Source organism: Streptomyces milbemycinicus (assembly GCF_002154605.1).
Lineage (GTDB): Bacteria > Actinomycetota > Actinomycetes > Streptomycetales > Streptomycetaceae > Streptomyces > Streptomyces milbemycinicus.
The window spans coordinates 1-20,897 of record NZ_MUNE01000254.1 but is presented as its reverse complement, the minus strand read 5'-3'; the positions used below and the strand labels follow the sequence as shown (position 1 = coordinate 20,897).

The 20,897-nt window shown below is 69.7% G+C and carries 16 protein-coding genes; 8 read left to right on the top strand and 8 right to left on the bottom strand.

Features of this window, described 5'->3' with window-relative positions:
• Positions 1 to 101 precede the first annotated feature (101 nt).
• Positions 102 to 542, bottom strand: a complete 441-nt coding sequence (locus CCN51_RS21115; protein ID WP_043492667.1) for a MarR family winged helix-turn-helix transcriptional regulator — start codon at positions 540 to 542, stop codon at positions 102 to 104.
• 99 nt (positions 543 to 641) lie between these two features.
• On the opposite strand from CCN51_RS21115, the gene CCN51_RS21110 reads away from it, so the two are divergent.
• On the top strand, positions 642 to 1,565 hold the full coding sequence (locus CCN51_RS21110; protein ID WP_014182004.1) for a quinone oxidoreductase family protein: 924 nt from the start codon (positions 642 to 644) through the stop codon (positions 1,563 to 1,565).
• Positions 1,566 to 1,754: 189 nt separating this feature from the next.
• Here CCN51_RS21110 and CCN51_RS57645 read toward each other — a convergent pair whose 3' ends face one another.
• Both CCN51_RS57645 and CCN51_RS57640 read right to left on the bottom strand, forming a co-directional pair.
• Positions 1,755 to 2,324 (bottom strand): hypothetical protein, encoded by a 570-nt coding sequence (locus tag CCN51_RS57645; RefSeq protein WP_014182005.1) that lies wholly within the window; start codon positions 2,322 to 2,324, stop codon positions 1,755 to 1,757.
• Positions 2,279 to 2,716, bottom strand: a complete 438-nt coding sequence (locus CCN51_RS57640; protein WP_014182006.1) for a hypothetical protein — start codon at positions 2,714 to 2,716, stop codon at positions 2,279 to 2,281. Before CCN51_RS57640 ends, CCN51_RS57645 begins: the two co-directional genes overlap by 46 nt.
• A 356-nt stretch (positions 2,717 to 3,072) precedes the next feature.
• Between CCN51_RS57640 and CCN51_RS21100 the strand changes: the two genes are divergently transcribed.
• The 4 genes from CCN51_RS21100 (at position 3,073) to rfbB (ending at position 6,859) form a co-directional block, all read left to right on the top strand.
• On the top strand, positions 3,073 to 3,690 hold the full coding sequence (locus CCN51_RS21100) for a TOPRIM nucleotidyl transferase/hydrolase domain-containing protein (protein ID WP_014182007.1): 618 nt from the start codon (positions 3,073 to 3,075) through the stop codon (positions 3,688 to 3,690).
• A 540-nt stretch (positions 3,691 to 4,230) separates the two neighbouring features.
• On the top strand, positions 4,231 to 4,794 hold the full coding sequence (locus CCN51_RS21090) for a dTDP-4-dehydrorhamnose 3,5-epimerase family protein (RefSeq protein WP_043492668.1): 564 nt from the start codon (positions 4,231 to 4,233) through the stop codon (positions 4,792 to 4,794).
• A gap of 53 nt (positions 4,795 to 4,847) precedes the next feature.
• Positions 4,848 to 5,915, top strand: a complete 1,068-nt coding sequence (locus CCN51_RS21085) for a glucose-1-phosphate thymidylyltransferase (protein WP_043488242.1) — start codon at positions 4,848 to 4,850, stop codon at positions 5,913 to 5,915.
• The gene (gene rfbB, locus CCN51_RS21080; protein ID WP_014182010.1) at positions 5,912 to 6,859 is read left to right on the top strand and encodes a dTDP-glucose 4,6-dehydratase; all 948 of its coding nucleotides are present in this window, start codon (positions 5,912 to 5,914) and stop codon (positions 6,857 to 6,859) included. The genes CCN51_RS21085 and rfbB overlap by 4 nt, the downstream gene beginning before the upstream one ends.
• Before the next feature lie 92 nt (positions 6,860 to 6,951).
• Here rfbB and CCN51_RS21075 read toward each other — a convergent pair whose 3' ends face one another.
• Positions 6,952 to 8,214 carry a glycosyltransferase gene (locus CCN51_RS21075; RefSeq protein WP_063647581.1) on the bottom strand — a complete coding sequence of 421 codons (1,263 nt, stop codon included), beginning with the start codon at positions 8,212 to 8,214 and terminating at the stop codon, positions 6,952 to 6,954.
• Positions 8,215 to 8,467: 253 nt separating this feature from the next.
• On the opposite strand from CCN51_RS21075, the gene rfbD reads away from it, so the two are divergent.
• Entirely contained in the window at positions 8,468 to 9,376 is a 909-nt protein-coding gene (rfbD, locus tag CCN51_RS21070) for a dTDP-4-dehydrorhamnose reductase (RefSeq protein WP_014182012.1), read from the top strand.
• 136 nt (positions 9,377 to 9,512) lie between these two features.
• Here rfbD and CCN51_RS21065 read toward each other — a convergent pair whose 3' ends face one another.
• Complete coding sequence (locus CCN51_RS21065) at positions 9,513 to 10,721, bottom strand: macrolide family glycosyltransferase (RefSeq protein WP_014182013.1); 1,209 nt, start codon at positions 10,719 to 10,721, stop codon at positions 9,513 to 9,515.
• Positions 10,718 to 15,826, bottom strand: coding sequence for a type I polyketide synthase (locus tag CCN51_RS21060; protein ID WP_086859963.1), 5,109 nt, complete (start codon positions 15,824 to 15,826; stop codon positions 10,718 to 10,720). Before CCN51_RS21060 ends, CCN51_RS21065 begins: the two co-directional genes overlap by 4 nt.
• 217 nt (positions 15,827 to 16,043) lie before the next feature.
• Here CCN51_RS21060 and CCN51_RS21055 point away from each other — a divergent pair, with 217 nt between their 5' ends.
• Complete coding sequence (locus CCN51_RS21055; protein WP_014173330.1) at positions 16,044 to 16,886, top strand: SDR family NAD(P)-dependent oxidoreductase; 843 nt, start codon at positions 16,044 to 16,046, stop codon at positions 16,884 to 16,886.
• Positions 16,887 to 16,923: 37 nt separating this feature from the next.
• Here the strand turns inward: CCN51_RS21055 and CCN51_RS21050 are convergent, their stop codons facing one another.
• Positions 16,924 to 17,736, bottom strand: a complete 813-nt coding sequence (locus CCN51_RS21050) for an SDR family oxidoreductase (RefSeq protein WP_043488748.1) — start codon at positions 17,734 to 17,736, stop codon at positions 16,924 to 16,926.
• A 156-nt stretch (positions 17,737 to 17,892) separates the two neighbouring features.
• Here CCN51_RS21050 and CCN51_RS55030 point away from each other — a divergent pair, with 156 nt between their 5' ends.
• Positions 17,893 to 18,492, top strand: a complete 600-nt coding sequence (locus tag CCN51_RS55030) for a hypothetical protein (protein WP_014173332.1) — start codon at positions 17,893 to 17,895, stop codon at positions 18,490 to 18,492.
• Between the two features lie 143 nt (positions 18,493 to 18,635).
• Here CCN51_RS55030 and CCN51_RS21040 read toward each other — a convergent pair.
• A partial coding sequence (locus CCN51_RS21040) for a type I polyketide synthase (RefSeq protein ID WP_143675860.1) occupies positions 18,636 to 20,897 on the bottom strand: 2,262 nt, incomplete at its 5' end.

Here is a 20,897-nt window from a genome sequence, read left to right as displayed (position 1 = left end):
GCTCGGTCACGCCAATAGGACGCGCTTGCGGAGGAGTTCGAATCCCGCGCGGTTCGGTAGGGCCCGGCTCTCACCATGTCGGGCCAGCGCTTCCCTCCGGATCACCGCACCCCGCTGATTCTCCGCAGCATCTCCAGGAACTGCTCCCGCTCAGCTGCCGACAGCGGGGCCAGGAGTTCGTCGTTGGCCCCCTCCCCCGCCTTCGTGCACTCCTCCAGGCGCCGCTCGCCGTGGGCGGTGAGACTCACCGCGTTCTTGCGGCGGTCGGCCGGGTCGGGGGCGCGTACGACGAGGCCCGCCGCTTGAAGATCGTTGAGAATGCCGACCATGTCCTTCGGGTCGAGCGAAACCGTCCTGCCCAGTTCGGCCTGGGCGACCGGGCCGAGATCCGCGACGGCCGCAAGGACCACGTGATGCCACATCTTCATGTCGTGTCGCGCGAGCGCCTCCGCGACCAGGCCGCGCCCGCGGGCCGCCGCCCGGCCGAGAAGCCAGCTCGGGAGGGCGCGGATTCGGCTGGGCGCCGGCGGGTTCTCTGCCATGCGCGGCAGCATACCGAGAAAACGTTGGACTTCCCAACGATCTTTTCGATATCGTTGGGAAGTCCAATGAATCCCAAGGATGTCGGGAGGCGATCGCGCATGCGGCGCATTCGATATGAACACATCGGCGGACCCGGAGCCCTGTTCCAGGAAGAGGTCCCGGTCCCGGAGCCCGGAGCCGGTGAACTGCTCGTCAGGATCGAGGCAATCGGTGTCACGCTCCCCGTCGTACGCAAAGTGCGCGAGGGCGCGCGGCCCATCCCGCTCGGTGGCGAGCTGGCCGGTGAAGTGGTGCGCGTCGGCGAAGGCGTGAGCGGATACGCGCCGGGTGACCGGGTCACCGGGCTCTGCTTCGGGCATGGGTATGCGGAGTACGCGCTGCTGAACACCGCGATGGCCTCACCCATCCCGGCGGGCGCCACCGCCAAGGACGCCGTCGCGCTGGTCCGCAGCGGGGTGGTGGCGCTCGGCGCGCTGGAGGCCGCGCGCCCGGAGAAGGGCGAGTCGGTTCTGGTCACCGCGGCGGCGAGTGGGATCGGCCATCTCGCCCTGCAGTTGGCCCGGCTAAGGGGTGCCTCACGCGTCGTCGCCGCCGTGGGCGATCCCGCCAAGGCGGACTTCGTACGCTCCCTCGGCGCCGATGCCGTGGTGACATACGTACAAGGCAGCTGGGGCGAGCCGGTCGATATCGTGCTCGACGCGGTCGGCGGCGAACTGCTCACACCCGCCGTCAAGGCGCTCGCGCCCGGTGGCCGGCTGGTCGCGTACAGCTCGGGTGGCGGCACCATCGAGGCGTACGACCTCCTCGTGGGCGGCAAGTCGGTCATCGGGTTCCAGGTGGCGGTCGTGGCCAGAACCCAGCCACAGCGGTATGCGGGGTGGATCGAGGAGCTGTGGAGGCTGTTCGGTGAGGGTGCGCTGCGGCCCGCGGTCCACGCGGAGTTCGCCCTCGCAGACGCGGCACGGGCGCACGCGACGATCGAGGGCCGGGCCAATCAGGGAAAGGTCGTCCTGGTGCCCTAGGAATGATCCGCCGGACGCCTCTCAGGCGTTCTTGGTGCGGCGTTCGGTGGCGGCCTCCTGAGGTCCGCCACCTGAGGCCCTCGGTCTGAGGCCCGGGACACGTCCCAGGCCTCGGTCCCAGCCGCCGTGTCTGTCCTGCCACCGCGTAAGCCCTGTAGCCCCATGGCCCGCCTTGTCCCTCCATGGCTTCTACGGCTGCTGCCACACGACGTCGACCGTCACGAAACGATCGCCCGGACTCAGGGGTCGCCTCCAGGATCGGGTGCGGAATGTGTGCAGACGTCCGCGCTCGAGGGCCAACCGCGGCAGCCCGACGCCGAACTCTGCCACCAGGGCTTCCAAGGCGCGGCGCTCGCCCAGCCGCTCCTCGTGCGGTTCGTCCTGCGGGAAGAGACGGTCCGGGTCCAACGCGACCGGCACGGCGCCCCGTCTGCTGACGGCGGTCCCCCGGACGGTGAACGCGTACCGCTCCTCGTCTCTCTCCGCGACAGACAGATGGAAGACGCCTGGGCGGTCCCCCAGGCGGCGGGTCAACGACCCGTCGTCCCGGCGCTGTCGCACCTGCTCGGCCGCCAGCACGGGCAGCACCTCCAGCACGTATCGCGGGTCGGTCGCGAGCTCGTGGAAAGACACCACGTACGTCTCCCCGAGCAGCCGACGGATCTGGTCGCGCAGCCTCGTCGCCCGGGGCCTGCCGTACGAGATCGCCTCCGTCAGGGCCACCGAGGCCCGCTCATACCGCCCGCCCAGCGCGTCCATACGGGCGGCCTCGACGGACGCGTCCAGGCCCGTGTCGTCGCGTTGACGAAGACCGCCCCCGCACGCTCCGAGCGGTTCACCTGCAGACTGTGAAACTCCCGGTACATGGCCTCCATGAACACGCGGAACGACGCGTACCGCTCAGGAGGGCTCGCGCGCCACGACGCGTAGCAGTACACGGCCCGCTCACCGGCGTCGTCCACGTCCCCCGGGTCCAGCAGGACGTAGACCATGTCCGACTCCGCGTCCAACTGCAGCGCCCGCTCCCACATTCCGGCGAGCAACTGCTCCTCGGGCGTGGGGTCGTCGCCCAGATCCCCGGGGAAGTACTCGGCCAGGCCCGCCGCGGCCTCGTGCCACCGGACCGCGGCGGTGCCAGCGAGCAGCCACACGAAGCCCCGCGTGCCGCCAGCCGTCGCTGACTGCCAGAAACGTCCGGAACGAGGGCGGCAGCCGATGCCCGAGCCGCTCCTCCAAGCCCCGGATCCGCACCTCCGTCGCGGGCGGAAACCCCAGCCAACGCGTATGCAGGGAATCCTCGTCCTCCGCGCTCCGTTCGCCCGCCGGTGCATCCAGGTCCTGTGCGTCCGCCCACTCCTGGCTCCACCGCACCAGGAAGGACCGCCAGTCGTCGCTCGTGTCCTTCATACCGACCACCCTGCCAGCACCCACTGACAACGCCGCCGCCCAGGACGCGCCGACGGAAATTCCCTGGCGTGGTGGCCGGGAAGGGGCGGAGACTCGTCTCATGGCTGACATGGAGTCGTTCCGGGAGGCGGTCACCAGGTGGGCGGCCGGTGGCCCCGGCGACCCCGCGCGCGAGCTGGCCGCGCGGCTGTCCGTCCGGACGGCCGTCCTGCTCGAAGGGCTGAGCGACGCCGCAGCGGTCAGCGCGCTGGCCGCGCGCCGCGGCCGGAATCTGGCGGCCGAAGGAGTCTGCGTCCTGCCGATGGGCGGTGCGATGAGCGTCGGGCGCTTCGCCCACCTCCTCGGGCCCTCCGGCCTGGGCCTGCGCCTCACGGGACTGTGCGACGAGGCGGAGCGTGACTACTACGTTCGTGGCCTGGAGCGGGCCGGTGCGGCACAACACGGGTTCTTCGTCTGCGCGGCAGATCTGGAAGACGAGCTCATCCGCGCGTTGGGCGTGAGGCGGGTGGAAGACCTCGTCCGGGCGGAGGGCGAGCTGCGCGCCCTGCAGACCTTCCTGCGCCAGCCCGCGCAGCGAAACCGCACCTCACAGCAGCAGTTGCGGCGCTTCCTCGGCACGAAGAAAGGGCGCAAGATCCACTACGGTCGCGTCCTCGTCGAAGCCCTCGACCCCGACCGCATACCCGCCCCGCTCGACGGCCTGCTCACGAGCCTCTGACCGCTGGGTGACGTCCCGCAGCACCACCGGCATCCGAGTCACCGTCGTTCAACCCGGCCTCGTGGACACCGCAGCCGCGCCATCCGACCGCCATGCGGACCCCGAACTCGCTCCCGACGACATCGCACGCACCGTCCTGTTTGCCCTAGAGCAACCGAAGAGCGTCGACATAAATAAGATAGTCGTCCGCCCTGCCGGTCAGAGCCCTCACCGCTGACCGCACCGATCTCCGGGGCATTCAGACAGTTTCAATACCCGATGTCACCTTGAGAAGTTCGGGATCGGGCAAGACGGCGCTCCACTCGTCCACGCACGCGGGCGGTTGTGGCTTCCCATCTCGCCGACCGGCACGTTGAGTTGGGGTGTGAATCGTCACGTGGCCACTGGTGGTCAAGTGACCGATGACTCTCGCGCGATCATGACTCAGCGGGTAGTGTTCGAGAACGTGTGGGGGGGGGTCGGCTCGGCATTGCTGTCGCCGGAGCAAAGTGATTTGAGGTAATCGCCTGTCATCCGCAACGGGGGAAAGGCACGTTGGTGATAAAGCCGCTGTCCATTGACGGCACCTGGTTGTTCCAGCCTCAACTTTTCGACGACGCTCGAGGCACCTTCGCAGCGTGGTATCAAAGGGACGTTTTCCAGGAAGCGACCGGCCGCAGCATGCCGCTCGGCCAGGCCAATCTCTCGACCAGCCGCCGAGGGGCGATTCGCGGCATTCACTTCGCCGATGTCCCTCCCGGGCAGGCGAAGTACATCACCTGTGCGAGCGGCGCGGTACGTGACGTGGTGGTCGACCTGCGGGTCGGATCGCCCACCTTCGGCCGTTGGGAGACGGTGGACCTGGATGACCAGAGCCGGCAGGCGCTTTTCCTGACCGAGGGCATCGGGCACGCTGTGCAGGGGCTCACCGAGGAAGCGACCATCGTGTACATGTGCTCCGCCGGGTACGTCGCGGAGCGTGAGCGCGCCATTCATCCGCTCGACCCCGATCTCGGTATCGACTGGATCCCCGGCGTCGAGCCCATCCTCTCCGCCAAGGACACTGTCGCGCCCACCGTGGCCGAGGCCCAGGAGGCCGGGCTGCTGCCCGTATACCAGCCCTGATTCCCGTCGCTTGGCAGCGCAGCGCACGGCATCGCATCGCAGCGAGGAGAACCGTGAAGGCACTTGTCCTTTCCGGAGGTTCCGGAACTCGGCTACGTCCCATTACCCATACTTCCGCCAAGCAGTTGGTTCCGGTGGCCAACAAGCCGATTCTCTACTACGTCCTCGAAGGAATAGCGGAGACCGGCATCGAGGACGTCGGCATCATCGTAGGAGAGACCGCCGGCGAGATCCGGGGCGCAGTCGGTGACGGCTCCCGGTTCGGTGTCGACGTCACCTACATTCCGCAGGAAAAGCCGCTCGGTCTCGCGCATGCCGTTTTGACGGCGCGCGACTGGCTCGGTGACGACGACTTCGTCATGTATCTCGGCGACAACTTCCTGCTCAGTGGGATCACCGAGCAGACCGAGTTGTTCCGTGCGACCCGGCCGGACGCCCAGATCATGCTCACGCATGTACCCGACCCGACCGCGTTCGGTGTCGCCGAGACGGACGCGGCCGGCCGGGTCATCGGCCTTGAGGAGAAACCGGAGTTCCCCAAGAGCGACCTCGCGCTCGTCGGCGTCTACTTCTTCACCCCCGCCGTGCATGAGGCAGTCGACAGCGTCCGGCCCTCCGACCGTGGCGAGTTGGAGATCACCGACACCCTCCAGTGGCTCATCGACCAAGGGCGTCGAGTGGAGTCGTCGATCGTCACCGACTACTGGAAGGACACCGGGAACGCCACCGACATGCTGGAGGTGAACCGTTCCGTTCTCGACCGCCTCGTCCACCGCGTCGAAGGCGCGGTGGACGAGGAGAGTGAGCTGGTCGGCCGGGTGGTCGTGGAGCCCGGCGCCTCCGTCGTGCGGTCGCGGATCGTCGGCCCCGTGATCATCGGCAATGGTGCGTGCGTCGAGGGCTCGTATGTGGGGCCCTACACCTCGGTGGCCGACGACTGCTCGGTCGTCGACAGTGAAATCGAGTACTCCATCGTCCTCCCCAACGCGACCATCGCCGGCGTCGGACGCATCGAGGCCTCGGTCATCGGGCGCTCCGTGGAGGTGACCCCGGCGCCGCGAACCCCGCAAGCCCACCGCCTGATACTCGGCGATCACAGCAAGGTCCAGATACGCGCATGAAGATCCTCATCACCGGCGCCGCCGGGTTCATCGGCTCCCATCTGACCCGTCTGATCCTCGGACCCGAGCGGCCACTGGGCGACGATGTCCAGGTCACCGTCCTGGACAAGCTCACCTACGCGGGCAGCCTCGACAACCTCGCCCCGGTGCGCGACGCCCCCGGCTTCGTCTTCGTCCAGGGCGATATCGCCGACCCGGCGCTCGTGGACAGGCTCATGCCTGGACACGACGCCATCGTCCACCTCGCCGCCGAGTCCCACGTGGACCGTTCGATCGACTCCGCGCAGGCCTTCGTGCACACCAATGTGGTGGGCACGGGCGTGTTGCTGGACGCCGCGCTGCGCCACGAGATCTCTCGGTTCGTCCATGTGTCGACCGACGAGGTGTACGGGTCGGTCGAGTTCGGCTCCGCCACCGAGGAGGACCGCCTGCAACCCAGCTCGCCGTACTCGGCCACCAAGGCCTCGAGCGACCTGCTGGCGCTCTCGTACCACCAGACGCACGGGCTCGACGTCCGGGTGACGCGCTGCTCCAACAACTACGGCCCGTACCAGTTTCCCGAAAAGCTGATTCCGCTCTTCGTCACCACCCTGCTGCGGGGCGGCAGTGTCCCCCTGTACGGGGACGGCGAGAACGTGCGGGACTGGCTGCACGTCGACGACCACTGCCACGGTCTGCTCGCGGTGCTCAACGGAGGCAGGGCGGGCGAGGTCTACAACATCGGCGGTGGCACCGAGCTGTCCAACAAGGAACTCACCGCGCTTCTGCTGGACGCCTGCGGCGTGGGCTGGGAGCGAGTCGACTGGGTCGAGGACCGCAAGGGACACGACCGGCGGTATTCGGTCGACTGGAACAAGATCCGACGCGAGCTCGGCTACCGGCCGGCGCGCGACTTCACGGCCGGGATCGCCGACACGGTGGCGTGGTACCGCGCGCGGCTGTGAGCCACGCGCGGTACACCGGGTTCCGTCGGCTGGTTCCGCCGACCGGGTTCGGCCGATCGGGTTCCGCCAGCCGGTTCCGCCGACCGGCCCTATCAAGCGGTGCCTGAGGCGGTCCGCTCCCCCGACGCCGTGCCGTTCACATACCCCTCAATCAGCTCGCAGGTGGTCTCGACACCCCGGTCGTCGACGATACGCGGGCCGAGGGCCGCGGCGCGCTCGGTGATCTGCGGATCGCCGAGCACGGTCGACACCGAACTGTCCAGCTGCTCCTGGGTGAGCCCGACCAGCGGCACCGGTGGCGAGGAGACGCCCATCTCCAGGAGCCTGGCTGCCCAGTACGGATGGTCGGCGAAACACGGCAGCACCACGCTGGGCACGCCCGCCCGCAGCACCTCCGCCACCGTGCCCGGACCTCCGTGGTGGATGACGGCGGCCGTGCGCGGGAAGAGCCAGCTGTAGTCCATCTCGCGGGCGCGGAAGACATCGTCCGGAAGGTCACCGTCCGGGCCGTCCACGAGAACCATCCGGCGGCCGGCCTTGCGTACCGCCTTCAGTACGCGCTCAAAGGTCTCCTCGCCATAGACCGGCCAGGTGCTGCCCAGGGTCAGCGTGACCGGCTTCTCCCCGCTGTCCAGGAAGTCCACCAGGTCCGCCGGGGGCTCCCACGGGCGGTCCCAGAACCAGTAGCCGGTCACATGGGCGCGCGCGGGCCAGTCGGACGGCGGCACCACCACACTGGGGCTGGTGGCGTGGAACACCGGGTGCTCGATTCCCAGCTTCTTGGCCGGCGTCCCCTTGACCGGGGGCAGCCCCTTACCCTTGCGGAACTTGTTCACCGCGGCGCGGCTTATCGCCCAGTCGAACTGTGCCGCCACGAAGTGGCTGAACCGGATGTACGGCGCGCCCAGCGGCAACTTCGGGAAGCCGAAAGCGGGGGACTGGCCGGTCGGCACGATCGGCCACCAGGCGACGGTGCCCCAGGGCACGCCCGGGTCCGCGTAGCCGGCGCCCCGGGTGAGCATCGCGTTGACCATGAAGTCCGCACCCTGCGTCGCCTCGTGCATCGCGTCGAGAGCCGCGACGACCTCGTCGACGGTCGGCGTCGGGATCGCCCGGCTCGCCCGCATCAGTGAGGAGCTCTTCCGCAGCGCCTTGATGACCTGGGGCAATTCGAAGTAGTTCCCGGTCCTCCCCGGAATCTCTCGGAAGTTCAAGTCGGCCTGCTCGACCATTGCCTTGAAATCCGTGGTGGTGGCCAAGTCCACCTCGTGACCACGGGCCCGCAGTCCGGTCCCTAGAGCAAGAAATGGCTGGATGTCGCCCCGTGACCCAAAGGCGAGGAGTGCAACCTTCATGCCGTCCTCCGTGCTGGCAACGATGCCCAATTCGGGAGCTTTCGGCAGACGCAGCTCCCCCGTTTACAAACAACACCATACTTGTGGCAGCAAAGCGCCACGTGCAAGCCGTACTTGATGGGGCGCGATGTGAAGTGAATCACCTCGCCCGGAGTTTCGTCCACGATACGGTGAGCGTACTCGGCATTGCGCCGCAGGCAATTTTTCTCGCGAACCGCCGCGAGACCATTTCATTGGAGGGGAAATCACCGTCGTGAATGAAGCATGGCTGGTCACCGGCTCGGGTGGGCTGCTCGGACAGGACGTGATGACCGGCCTGCGAGAGGCGGGTGAGACCGCAAAGGGATTCGATCACAAGGGCCTGGACATCACGGACGCGCATGCGGTGCGCGATGCGTTGGCGAAGCACCGGCCCGCGATTGTGATCAACTGCGCCGCGTTCGCCGCACCGGACAAAGCGGAGACCGACGAAGAGGGCGCACTGCGGATAAATGGCGAGGGCACCCGCAATTTAGCGGACGCCTGTGCCGAGTTCCAGGCTCACCTCATTCACATCTCAACCGATTACGTTTTCTCCGGCGACGATTCCGGCGGCGCCGCAGTGCCCTTCGCGGAGGACGCCCCCACCTGCCCCGTCAATGCCTACGGCCGCACGAAGGTTGCCGGCGAGCGGGCGGTGTTCGCCTGCCTGCCGCGGACGGGTTACGTCTTCAGGACCGCCTGGCTGTTCGGCGCCGGTCGCGCCAACTTCGTACGCACCATGATCCGGCTGGAGCGCGAAAAGGATCACGTCGACGTCGTCGCCGACCAGTGCGGTCAACCCACCTGGACCATGGACGCCGCCGGACAGCTCCTACGGCTGGGACGCGCAGCGCTGGGCGGGCAGGCCCCGGCGGGGGCTTACCACGGCAGCGCGGGCGGCCAAGCCAGCTGGTACGAGCTCGCCCAGGAAGTCTTCCGGCTGCTGGGCGCCGACCCCCAGCGGGTACGGCCGAGCACCGGGGCGGCGTTCGGCCGCCCCGCGCCACGGCCCGCGTACAGCGTGCTGGGACACGCGCGCTGGCACACCGTCGGCATCGAGCCCATCCGCCACTGGCGGGCCGGGCTCGAGGCCGCCTTCCCCTCGCTGTTGAAGGCGGAGGAGCCGGCTCAGCCGATCTGATCGGGTGATCTTCTGATCGGATGATGTGCTGGCACCGGGGTGGTCAGGCCACGCGGGGCGGGACCTCCGGCCCGCCCCGGTGCCGGGCGTCGCGTGTCAGGCGTCGGGTGTCAGGCCGATGCCGGGGTCTCGAGCGTCAGGCGTCCAGCGCGCGGCGCAGGTACGCCTCGATCTCGTCCGCGGCCCGGCCTGCGCCGCCCGCCTCACGGGTGGCGCGCCGCATCTCCTCGACGTTGCGCCGGATGGCCGCGTCCTGTGTCACCTTCAGCACCGCCTCCCTCAGCCGCTCGGCAGTGACCTCGTCGCGGCCGATCCGAACGCCGAGGCCCAGCTCGGCGGTCCTGCGCCCCGCCATCTCCAGCTCCACGGACTGCGGCACGGTCACCATTGGCACACCGAAGTGGAGGGCCTCCATGGTGCTGCGTGCGCCCGCGTGCGTCACGAAGGCGGCGGCGTGTTCCAGCACGGCGAGCTGGGGCACGTGCTGGTGCGCCTCGATGTTCGGCGGCAGCGGGCCGAGGTCGGAGGGGTCGACATGCCGGCCGGTCGCCAGCACGACGTGCCAGGGCTGGTCCGCGAACGCCTCGACGCACAGCCGGTAGAACTCGGGCCGCTCGTTGAACAGCGTGCCCAGCGCGATGAGCAGCACCGGGGCATCGCCTTCCGGCGGCGTCCACGCGCCCCGGGTCCTCGGGTCGGCGAGACCGGCGCCGACGAACGCGTACCGCTCGTCGAAGGTCTCCGCCGCTGGCTGGTACTCCTTCGTCAGGAAGACCAGGTTGAGATCTTCGACGGTGCCGAAGAAGTCCGCGGGCGACGCCTCGCCCATGCCGTACGAGGCGCGGAACTCGGCCAGCTTCGTGCCGAACTCGATCAGCGCGGGGTGCTGCGGGTCGAGCGCCGGGAACTCGTCGGCCAGCTGCTGCGCGACCGAGAAATGCTCATTCGACGCGAACAGCGGGATGAGCTGCACGGCCGGCCGCTGCCACTTGTGGGCCAGCGCGCGCGCCGCGAAGTGCATCAGGGTGTCGTAGACCACCACGTCCGGCACATCGCCGTCGAAGGCGGGCTCGGCGCCGGTCGCCGCGACGTTCTCGACCAGGTACTTCAGCGGCCCACCGGCCATCTCGTCGGCCGACACCTGCGAGGGCGCGCTCCTGGCCGCGGGCCAGGTGGACTCGTACCGCACCACGTCCACACCGGCGGCCGTGACCGCCTCGGAGAATTCCTCGGTAGTGACGTAGGTGACCCGATGCCCCCTGCTCACCAGGTCGGCGAGTACGGCCAGGGTGGGATTGACGTGCCCCCAGAAGGGCGCACCAAAAAATGCGATGTGACGCTTCAACGCTTCGACTCCATAATCCATTCTTCAACGGCCTCGGCGGTCGAGCCCGCGTGCTCTTCCATGATGGAGAAGTGATTTCCCGGTACTGGCCGCGCCGTATGGTCAAGATTCCAGCCGATGTGCAGACCTTCGTCACCGTTGAGAGTTCCGTCGGTGACGGGAAGTGGCTCAGTGGCGCGCACAAGAACTGCGGGGGTCTCGATCACCTCGGGATGCCACTCCCCCAGAATGTGGTGATAGCCGCCCATGGCCGTCAGACGAGTCGCATTCATGATGTTCCCCCCGAGCTTTTCCTCACGGTCGAACACCACGCCGAGCATGGCCGTACTGACTCGCTCGCTCACATCATCCCCCGGCCAGGGCGCGTCCAAAAGTGCGATCCCCGCAGGACGCCGCTCCCCCATCTTCTCGAGGCGAGTGGTGACGGCATGCGCGATCTGCCCGCCCGCGGAATGCCCGACGAGTACGTACGGACCATCTTCCGCATTCCGCAGCACGGCCTCCGCCAGTACTTCGGCGAGCGCGTCCATGCTCTCCGGGAGGAAATCTCCCCGCATAAACCCCGGGAGCGGAAGCACGGACACATCGCGGCGACCGCGGAAATACTCGGCGAACCGTGAGTACTGCTGCGGACCCGCCGTCGCCACCACGGCGGGGAAGCAGAACAACCGCGTAGTGGCATCGCCCGCTGTCAGCCGTACAGCATCCGGAATATGCTCCGCCGCCGAGGCCACACCGAACGTCGGGCGGAGGCGTGAGGCCGCCATGATCATGTCGTTCCCCAGGGCATTCCGTCCGGTGGCGAACGACTCCCGGAAGAGCGCCACAATGCCGTCCCGCACCTCTACGTCAGGCGCCGATCCAGTGCCTTCCGATCCAACGGCCACTCGCCGCGCGGCGGCCCGCTCGGTCAACTCCCGGCGCAGATGGGCGACCACGGCGGTTGGCGTACTGAAGTCGAACAAGAAGGCGTTCGGCAGATTCAGCTCCACCGCCGCGCTCAGTCGATTGCGCAGTTCGACAGCCGTCAGCGAGTTGAGGCCCAGTTCGAAGAAGCCATGGTGGAGCTCTATCTCTTCGGGCGACGCGTGTCCGAGCACCGCCGCCGCCTCGGTCCGCACGAGTTCGAGCAGCGCCGCCTCCTGCTGCGCGGCCGGCAGTGCCGCGAGACGCTGCGCGGGCGAGAGCCCACCGGCAGGCTGCTCGGCCACGGCGGTAGGACGGGCCGGGGTGCGGACGGCGGGCGCGCCCGAGGCCGCGGACGGTGCGCGGTCATCCGCTCCCGCGACCTCGGCGAGCATCTTGAGCGCCTCGTTGTCCAGCCTGGCCAGCGCCAGGGAGTTCACCGATGCCACCGGCGCTCCGGTGGCATCGGCCACCCGGAGAGTCAGCGCGTCGGGCTCGGTCCCGCTGATCCGCACCCGCAGTGTTGCCGCGCCCGCCGCGTACAGGGCCACGCCCCGCCACGTCGCGGGCATCCACACGGCGTGCTCCTCCCGGCCGGAGTCCGAGTGCCTGTCCGTGTCCGTGTCCGTGTCCGCGTCTGCGTCTGCGTCTGCGTCTGCGTCTGCGTCCGTGGCTGCGTCTGCGTCTGCGTCTGCGTTACGGGCGAACCGCAGCGCGTGCAGCGCGGAGTCGAGCAGGGCCGGGTGAATACCGAAGCGACCGGCTTCGGCCTGCTGGTCCACGGGCAGGGCGACCTCGGCGAGGATGTCCTCGCCATGCCGCCAGACCGCACGGAGCCCCGCGAAGGCCGGACCATAGCCGACCTCGGCGGAGGTGAGGACTTCGTACGGATGTTCCGTCGCCAGCTCCACCGCACCAGCCGGCGGCCACGCGCCGAACTCCCAGCCCGGCTGGGGTGAGCCTTCGGCGAGCACGCCCTCGGCGTGCCGGGTCCACGCGGAGTCGGGCGCCGGGTGGTCGGACACCGAGTGGTCGGACATGGGCTGGCCGGACGTCGTGTGCTCGGGTGCCGGGTGTTCCGGCCGCGCATAAACGCTCAGCGCACGACGGCCCATCTCGTCCGGCTCGGCGACGGTCAACCGGAGCAGGACACCGCCGCGCTGTGGCAGGGCCAGCGGGGTGTGGAGCATCAGCCGCTCCACTGACTCACAGCCGACTTGGTCCGCCGCATGGATGGCCAGCTCCACGAACGCCGAGCCCGGCAGCACCGCCACGCCCTCCACCCTGTGATCGGCGAGCCAGCGATGCGTCTGGACCGACAGCCGCCCGGTGAACAGCAACCCTTGCGAGTCCGGCAGCTCGACCGCCGCCCCGAGCAACGGATGTTCTGCCGCGCCCAGGCCAAGCGCGGAAGCCGCCGCCTGGGGATCGGCGGCCGACGACAGCACATTCGGGGTGTCGAGCCAGTAGCGGCGGCGCTGGAAGGCGTACGTCGGCAAGTCGACACGAGACGCCCCCGCACCGGCGAAAACCTCCGTCCACCGCACGGCCACGCCATGCACCCACGCCTGCCCAACACCCGACAACAACGACTCAACATCAGGACGCCCCGACCGCAACACAGGGACGAACACCCCATCAGCGACCGTATCCGGACCCATGGCGCTCAGCACACCGTCGGGGCCCAGTTCGAGGAAGGTCGTGACGCCCTGCTCGGCGAGCGCGGCCACGCCATCCGCGAATCGCACCGCTTGCCGAACATGCCGCACCCAGTAGTCGGCCGAGCCCAGCTCATCGGACGTCGCCAGGTTCCCGGTCACGTTGGAGACAACCGGAATGCGCGGCGCGGCGTAGGTCAGGGTCTCAGCGATGGAGCGGAAGTCGTCCAGCATCGCGTCCATTTGAGGTGAGTGGAACGCATGCGACACGTCAAGACGCTTGGTCTTACGGCCCTGGTCGCGCAGCGTCTCCGCGATGGCGAGGGCAGCGGGCTCGTCGCCGGAGACCACCACCGAGGTCGGACCGTTGACCGCAGCAAGACCGACCCGGTCGCCGTACTCGGCCAGAAGTGGTGCCACCTCGTCCTCGGTGGCCTGGACAGCGACCATCGCACCCCCGGCGGGTAGCGCCTGCATCAGCCGCCCGCGCGCCGCCACCAGCCGCACCGCGTCCTCAAGCGAGAACACGCCCGCCACGTGGGCCGCGGCGATCTCGCCGATGGAATGCCCACCCACAAACTCCGGCGCCACGCCCCACGACTCGACCAACCGGAACAACGCCACCTCAACGGCGAACAGGCCAGCCTGCGTAAACACCGTCTGCCCGAGCAGATCGGCATCGTCACCGAAGATCACATCGCGGACAGACCGCTCGACATGCCCCGCAAGTTCCTTGTCCAGCAGCCTGCACGCCTCGTCGAACACTTCCACGAACACTGGATACTGGCCATACAGCTCACGGCCCATACCCACCCGCTGACTACCCTGACCTGAAAACAACACCGCCAACCGACCCGAGCCGACCGCCTGCCCGACGACAACACCAGAAGCCGACTCACCCCGCACCAACGCGCCCAGCCCAGCCCGCAAACCACCACGATCACCCACCACCACAGCACGGTACTCAAAGGCCGAACGCCCGGCCACCAGCGACCAACCGACATCCACCGGCGACAGTGAGCCGTCGCCCTCGACGTGCGACAGCAGACGCCCAGCCTGCTCCCGCAACGCCGCCGCACCACGCCCCGACACCACCCACGGCACCACAGAAACCGCAGCGGGCGCCACCGGCTCCCCGACGGCCTCCGGAGCCTGCTCCAGAATGACGTGCGCGTTCGTCCCGCTCACACCGAACGACGACACACCGGCCCGGCGCGGACGGTCCGCCTTGGGCCAAGGGCGCTGCTCGGTCAGCAGTTCGACCGCGCCGGCCTCCCAGTCCACCTTCGGGGAGGGCTCCTCGACATGCAGTGTTCGGGGCAGGGTCCCGTGCCGCATCGCCAGCACCATCTTGATCACGCCGGCGACACCCGCCGCGGCCTGCGTATGACCGATGTTGGACTTCAGCGACCCCAGCCACAGCGGCTGCCCCTCCGGCCGACCCCGCCCGTACGTCGCCAGCAGCGCCTGAGCCTCGATCGGATCACCCAGCGTCGTCCCCGTACCATGCGCCTCCACCGCATCCACCTCAGCAGCGGAAAGCCGCGCATTGGCCAACGCCTGCCGGATCACCCGCTGCTGCGACGGACCATTCGGCGCCGTCAAACCATTCGACGCACCATCCTGATTCACCGCAGAACCCCGCACCACCGCCAACACCCGATGCCCCAACCGCCGCGCATCCGACAACCGCTCCACCAACAAGACGGCCACGCCCTCGGACATGCCAACTCCGTCAGCGGCGGCCGCGTACGGCTTGCACCGCCCATCCGCCGCCAGACCGCGCTGACGGGAGAACTCCACAAACACCCCCGGCGTCGACATCACCGTCACCCCACCCGCCAACGCCAGCGAACACTCCCCCGACCGCAACGACTGACACGCCAAATGCAACGCCACCAACGACGACGAACACGCCGTATCCACCGTCACCGCAGGACCCTCAAAACCAAAGCTGTACGCCAACCGACCCGACAGCACCCCGCCGGCGTTGCCGTTGCCGACAAGCCCTTCGAGGCCATCGGGGAGTTCGAGCAGGCGCGTGGCGTAGTCGTGGTACATCATCCCGGCGAAGACGCCGGTGCGGCTCCCGCGCAGCGTGACCGGGTCGATACCGGCGCCTTCCAGCGCCTCCCAGGAGGTCTCCAGCAGCAGCCGCTGCTGCGGGTCCATCGCCAGCGCCTCACGCGGGCTGATCCCGAAGAACCCCGCGTCGAAGTCCGCCGCGTCGTGGAGAAAGCCGCCGTGGCGGGTGTAAGACGTCCCGGTCCGCGCTCGGTCCGGATTCGGGTCGTACAGCGCCTCGACATTCCACCCCCGGTCCACCGGAAATCCCGAAATGGCGTCGCCGTCGGAGGCCAGCAACTCCCAGAATTCCGCGGGCGACCCCACACCGCCAGGAAAGCGGCAGGCCATCCCCACCACGGCGATCGGCTCCTGCTCCCCCGCCTCGATCTCCGCCAGGCGGCGGCGCACCTGGACGAGTTCGGCGGTCGCCCGCTTGAGGTAGTCCCGAAGCTTTTCCTCATTGGCATTGGCCATTTACGGCATCTCCTCGACATTCCTCAAGCCGTGAGTTGTTTCCTCAGGACCGTCTGGGCGTCAAGCGATCTTAGGGAATTCGATATCGTTCACTGCACCCCCTAAGCACCCCAGAATGCGCGGACGGCGCGCGGCCGTTCGCCATAAGGGGTGCAGGCTGTCAACGCTCTTCGCTCTTTTCTGAGCGCTTCTGGACTCCTCCCGAGAGGCGGTAGCCATGGAATCGTCCCGGTACGCCAAGCGTTTTCACGGCCGATTGGTGCTGGTCACCGGCGCGGGCAGCGGAATCGGACGGGCGACGGCGGGCGCCTTCGCCGCGGCGGGGGCGCGGGTGGTCTGTGTGGACCGGAACGCCCGTACGGCGTCGGCCAGCGCGGACCTGGCCAAGGTGTTGGGCGCCACCGACGCATGGCCGGAGGCCGTCGACGTCGCCGACGCGGCCACCATGGAACGGCTGTCCGAGCGCGTCTTGAGCGCGCACGGGGTCGTGGACGTCCTGGTGAACAGCGCCGGCATCGGCATGTCGGGCCGGATTCTCGACACCTCCGTCGCGGACTGGCGGCGCACGCTGAACGTGAATCTATGGGGGGTCATTCACAGCTGCCGGCTCTTCGGCCGGCAGATGGCGGACCGCGGGCAGGGCGGGCACATCGTGACGATCGCGTCGGCCGCCGCCTTCCAACCCACGCGGGCGGTCCCGGTGTACGCGACGAGCAAGGCCGCCGTGGTGATGCTCAGCGAGTGTCTACGGGCGGAACTCGCGCAGTTCGGGGTGGGTGTGAGCGCGGTGTGCCCGGGCTTTGTGAACACCTCCTTCACGGCGGCGATGCACTTCGCGGGGGTGTCGGAACAGGAGCAGACGCGGCTGCGGAAGCGGGCCGTGGACACGCTCGGGCGGCGCGGCTGTCCGCCGGAGAGAGTCGCCGGGGCGGTGTTGCGCGCGGTCGCCCGCAACACACCCGTGGCGACTGTGACGCCGGATGCCCGTCTCGTACGCCTGATCAGCCGGTTCGCGCCGCCTCTGCGCCGTGCCGTGGCCCGGCTCGATCCGCCCTCCTGACCACGGTTGACGATGGCCGCTACATGCCCGGTGGTATCTACATGCCCGGTGGCGTGGGGGCCAGGGCCATACCGCCGGAGGCGTCGACCAGTTGTCCGGTGACCCAACGGGCGTCGTCCGAGGCGAGGAGGGCGACGACATCGGCGATGTCGGACGGCTGACCGAGCCGGCGCAGTGCGGTCATGGCGGCCACGCCCTCGGCCGCCCCGGGCATGTCATGCAGCCACGTGTTGGTTTTGGTGTTGTCGGTAATGCCCGGCGCGATGGTGTTGACGGTGATTCCCCGGTGACCCAGCTCGTTGGCCAGCCTGGGCGCCATGATCTCGAGGGCGCCCTTGCTCATGGCGTAGGGCAGCAGCGGCCAGGCGATCCTGGTGACGGCGGAGGAGATGTTGACGATCCGTCCGCCGTCGGCGAGGAGCGGCAGACACCGTTGGGTGACGAAAAACGGGGCCCGTACATTGACGCTGAAGATGCGGTCGAACTCCTCCTGAGTGACCTCGGAAATGCCCGCCACATAGCCGTCCGCCTGTGCGGCGGCCGGGTCGTCCGGGTCGGCGTAGACGGCGGCGTTGTTCACCAGGATGTTCAGCGGCCGGCCGGCGAGCCCGGTCGCGAGCTCGCTGAAGAGCGTGTCGAGGGCGTCGTCGGCCGCAAGGTCCGCCCTGATGGCGAATGCCTGCCCGCCGGCCTGCTCGATCGACGCGACCGTTTGCTCGGCGTCCGCTTTGCGCCGCCCGTAGTGCACGGCCACCAGAACACCTTCGGCGGCGAGCCTTCGGGCGATGGCCGCGCCGATGCCCCGCGACGCACCGGTCACCAGTGCGGTTTTTCCAGCTGTTTGGGTCATGGCGACGACCATCGCAACCGAGCACACAGCACGGAACCCCCTCAAGACCCCGGAATTCCAAGGAAAAGGACTCCACCGGAAGCCGAGCCACGCGGGGTACCCTGCCGGGCCCTCGTAATCCATCGGGAAAACAATCCACCAGGAAATGAGTTCTGGATGACCAGTGTCAGTCGGACAACGGCGGAACACGATCCCGACATCCCCGTACGGCGCGCGCTGAGCGCCGCCAGGCGGGCGGAGGCCATCGCCTCCGCCACTCGCGCGGCCGCGTCCGAAGTGGCCCAGGCGACGGCGGACGGCGCCGCCGTGAGCACCACCGTGGCCGAGGCCGCGGAAGCGCTGGCGACCGCCGCCTCGGCCGCGGAAGCCGCGGCCCGGACCGCCAGGGCCGCGGCCGGAGAAGCCGGGCATGCGCTGTCGACCGAGGCCGCCACAGCGGCCGCCGCCCGCGCGGCCGAGGCCGCGGCCGCGGCGGCCGCCGCCGGTGCCCAGGCCGGCCCCGCCGCGGAAGCGGCCGCTCGGGCAGAGGCCGAGGCCGCCGCGAAGGCCGCCGAGATCGCGAACGTGGTCGCGGAACACAGCCGTCGGGCGGCTGCCGAGGCGGAGGCCGTGGCCAAGGCCGCGGCCCACGCCGCCGAGGCGGCCCGCGCGGCTGCGGACGGCGGCGCCGAAGCGGTGGCCGAGGCCGCCGAGGCCGCCGCGCTGCAGATGAATACCGACACCCCGTGGCTGAGCCGACACCTGCCGACCGAATGAGCCGAGTGAGCTGAGTGAGCTGAGTGAGCCGTGCGGCATGAGTGACCGTGCCGTGCCTTGAGCGGCGACACGGTTGACGGCGCCCGGCCTTCGCCGGGCGCCGTCAACCGTTTGCGATGCCGCGATGACGCCACCGCATGGGCTCAGTCTCGGCTGACCTCCTTGTCGATCAGCTCGAACATCTCATCGTCCGTGACCGACTGAAGATCCAGGTCCGCAGCGCCGCCGCCGTCGTGGTCGACGACACGGCCACTGCTCATCTTGCGGGCGAGGGACCGCAGGCGCTCCGCGAGGCCGCTGCGCGTGTCGTCGTCGAGCGCCACCGAATCGGAGACGGCGGACTCCAGCCTGGCCAGCTCCGCCATCGCCGCCATGGCCGTGGCCGCCGCCGAGGACTGAGCGTCCTGGCAGAGCTGAGTACGCAGATGATCGGCGAGGGCAGCGGGGGTGGGGTGGTCGAAGACGGTGGTCGCGGGCAGGGTGAGGGCGGTGGTCGTTTGAAGGCGGTTACGGAGTTCCACGGCGGCGAGGGAGTCGAAACCCAGTTCACGGAAGGCCCCGTCCGGCCGCACGGCGGCAGCCGTGTCATGCCCCAGGACGGCGGCGGTGTGGGTGCGGACGATCGTGAGAAGCGTGTCGCGCTGCTCGGCGGCGTCCTGGGCCGCGAGACGGGTACGAAGGTCAGCGGCGCCCTCGGCGCCGGGGGACCGGCCCCGGGTCGTACGAGCCGGGGCGATCCTGGAGAACAGCGGCGCCGGGGTCTCGGCGGCGCTTGAACCCCGCAGGTCCAGCCGGGCGGGCACCAGGAACGGCCGATCGCCGGCGAGGGCGGCGTCGAAGAGCGCGAGAGCGTCCTCCGTGGCGAGGGGGGCGAGTCCGGAGCGGTTGATGCGGGCCCGGTCGGTGCGGTCGAGATGCCCGGTCATGCCGCTGCCCTGCTCCCACAGGCCCCACGCGAGCGACAAGGCCGGCAGGCCCTGCGCCCTGCGGTGTTCGGCGAGGGCGTCGAGGAAAGCGTTGGCGGCCGCATAGTTGCCCTGCCCGGCTGCGCCGAGGACACCGGCGGCCGAGGAGAACAGGACGAAGGCGCGCGGCCGGGCGTGGCGGGTGAGCTCGTGCAGATGGAAGGCGGCGTCGGCCTTGGGTGTCAGCGCGGTGTCCAGGTGTCGGGGGGTGAGCGAGGCGACGGTGGCGTCGTCCAGGACGCCCGCAGCGTGGACCACACCGGTCAAAGGGTGGCCGGTGGGAATCCCCGCGATGAGATCCGCCAGCGCGCCTCGGTCACCGGTGTCACAAGCGCGCACCGTCACCTCGGCGCCGAGCTCGGCCAGTTCCGCCCGCAGCTCGGTGGCGCCGGGTGCGTCGGGTCCGCGTCGCGATGCCAGCAGGAGGTGTCGTACACCGTGACGGCTGACCAGATGGCGCGCGAGCATCGCGCCAAGGGTGCCGGTGCCGCCGGTGATCACTACGGTGCCGTCGGGGTCGAACGCCGTGGGCGTGGTGTCCGGGTCGGCTGCCTCGGCGGCGGGAACGGGAACACGCCCGGGGACGGGGACGGACGCCGGAACGCGGGTCAGCCGGGGCACCAGGTGCCGGTTCGCACGCACCGCGATCTGCGGCTCACCACAGGCGAGAGCCGCCGGAACGACGGTCGGTGGCACTTCCCCGCCGTCGAGGTCCGGGTCGGGGTCGAGGTCCAGCAGGACGAACCGGCCGGGATGTTCCGACTGCGCGGAGCGCACCATGCCGCACACCGCCGCGCCCGCCAGGTCCGCCACGTCCTCCCCCGGAGTGGTGGCCACCGCACCACGGGTCAGTACGACCATCCGGCTCGAGGCCGGCCTCTCGTCCGCCAGCCACTCCTGCAGCAGACCCAGGATGCGCCGGGTGAGGGTCCTTACGTCCTCCGGCACGGCGGTGGCGCGCGCATCGCGGCGGCCGCAGTCGACCACGACCGCATCGGGCGCCGGGGCCCCCGCCTCCAGCACTGCGGCGGCCAGGTCGGCGAGGTTCGCGTACGCGTCTGCCGAGGGGAGGCGGTCGCTGGGCCCCACCGTGGCCAGGCGTTGCGGAACGGACGACGAGGTCGGCGCCAGGGCGGTCACCCACTCGACCGCGAAGAGCGAGTCCCGCCGCGCCGTACCGGAGGCCGCCAGCAACTCCTGCGTCGACACCGGGCGGACCGCGAGCGATGCGATCGAGGCCACCGGCCGCCCCTCGCCGTCGACCACCGCGACCGACCATGCGTGCGTGTCCCGCGCCTGGCCGTCCGGGGTGAGGCGCACCCGCAGGGTCGACGCTCCGGGCCCGTGCAGCCTCACCCCGCTGAAGGAGAACGGCAGGGCGCCGTGCGGGAGTTTGTCGGCCGGGCGGAAGGCCGCGGCGTGCAGTGCGGCGTCCAGCAG